The sequence below is a fragment of the Dietzia sp. Cai40 genome, assembly GCF_014145165.1.
Classification (GTDB): domain Bacteria; phylum Actinomycetota; class Actinomycetes; order Mycobacteriales; family Mycobacteriaceae; genus Dietzia; species Dietzia natronolimnaea.
Genome location: NZ_JAALEB010000454.1, coordinates 1 through 1,842 on the forward strand (window position 1 = coordinate 1; position 1,842 = coordinate 1,842).

Below are 1,842 nucleotides of genomic sequence, written 5' to 3' on the forward strand. Positions count from 1 at the left end.
CACACCGGAGAGACCAGACGACGCGGACAACCCGATGCGCGTGGTCTACGGCAACGAGGCGCCGGCGGAGGTGCGCCACGAGTTCGCCCGGCGCTTCGGCGTGACCGTGGTCGACGGGTTCGGCTCGAGCGAGGGCGGGGTCTCGGTGTCCCGCACGCCGGACACCCCCGACGCCGCGCTGGGCCCGTTGCCCGCCGGCGTGTCGATCGTCGACCCGGAGACCGGTGCATCGTGCCCGCGAGCCCGGTTCGACGACGCCGGGGTACTGCTCAACGCCGACGAGGCCATCGGCGAGCTGGTCGCCGACGGACCCGGCCTGTTCGCCGGCTACTGGGGCGACCCGGACGCCGACGCCGAACGCATGCGCGGCGGGCGGTTCCATTCCGGAGATCTGGCCTATGTCGACGACGACGGGTGGGTGTATTTCGCGGGCCGATCCGGTGGCTGGATGCGGGTCGACGGGGAGAACCTGGCCGCCGCGCCGGTCGAACGCGTCCTGCGACGCCATCCCGATCTGGTCGAGGTGGGCGTGTACGCCGTGCCGGCGGGCGAGGTGCGCGGACCGGGCACGATCGGTGACGCCGTCGCCGCGGCGGTCGTCCTGCGGGACGGGGCGGACCCGTCCGAGGTGGCGGCCGGCATGGGGGAGTTCCTCGCCGAACAGTCCGACCTGGGTCCCAAGCAGTGGCCGTCGCTGTTGCGGGTGACCGCGGGACTGCCGCGCACGGCGAGCTTCAAGTTCCGCGCCCGCGACCTCACCGCGCTGGGCCCCGACCCCGCCGGCGACCGTGTGTGGGCGCGTGTGGACGGTCACAGGACGTTCACGCCCGTGTGAGGTGGCGGTAGGTTCTGCGTGTGAACTCCGCTGCACACCCGAGGCCCGAGGGGGACGACGACGACTTCGGCGTCCCCGCGCTACCCGAGAAACCGCTGCTGCGCGGGTGGATCCACGCCGGGACGCTGCCGGTGGCCGTGGTCCTCGGCGTGGTCCTCACCGTCCTGGCGGACGGGACCGCGCTGAAATGGGCGTGCGCGGTGTTCCTGGCCACGTCGTCGCTGCTCTTCGGGATCTCGGCCCTCTACCACCGCCGTACCTGGGGCCCGGAGGCCACCGCGCTGTTGCGCCGGCTGGACCACTCGAACATCTTCCTGCTCATCGCGGGCACCTACACCCCCATGACGGTCGCCGCGCTCGACCCCCCGGCCAGCACGATCCTGCTGGTGATCGTGTGGACGGGCGCGCTGATCGGTATCGCGTTCCGCCTGTTCTGGTTGTCGGCGCCCCGGTGGTTGTACGTGGTGCTGTACATCGTCCTGGGCTGGACGGCGGTGTGGTTCGCCGGCGACCTCGTCGAGGCCAACCTCGTGGGGGTCGCACTCGTGGTCGCCGGCGGCGTGGCCTACACGGGCGGGGCCGTGGTCTACGGGCTCAAGCGGCCGAATCCCGTTCCCGGGGTCTACGGCTTCCACGAGGTCTTCCACACCTGCACGGTCATCGCGTTCGCCTGTCACTGGGCGGCGATGTTCCTGTTCATCACGCAGTCCTGATCCGCCCCACGGCGCGTGGGCGGGCATCCGCGGCCGCGCCTGTACGCCCAGAACACAGCCGCCCCCGGCGATGAACTCTCGCGTGCGCATCGGTGCGGGCGAGGGTTCATCGCCGGGGGCGGCAGTGAACGAAATGCGGACGCGCGCTGACGTCGGCCCGGGGTGATCAGCCCAGGATGGTCAGCCCAGCGTGATCAGCCGAGGGTGGTCAGCGTGGTCAGCCCAGGGTGCCGCGCAGGCGCTCCACCGCCGCCTCGTACTCTCTCACGATCTGGGCCATCGTCTCGGCGACCG

Annotated in this window: 2 protein-coding genes; both read left to right on the forward strand. The window is 71.9% G+C overall.

Annotated elements, in window-relative coordinates:
- Positions 1 to 835: AMP-binding protein (locus G6022_RS15480; protein WP_182691939.1), on the forward strand; the 835-nt coding region annotated here is incomplete at its 5' end.
- 20 nt (positions 836 to 855) lie between these two features.
- Entirely contained in the window at positions 856 to 1,548 is a 693-nt protein-coding gene (locus tag G6022_RS15485) for a hemolysin III family protein (protein WP_235027391.1), read from the forward strand.
- The last annotated feature ends 294 nt before the right edge of the window (positions 1,549 to 1,842 follow it).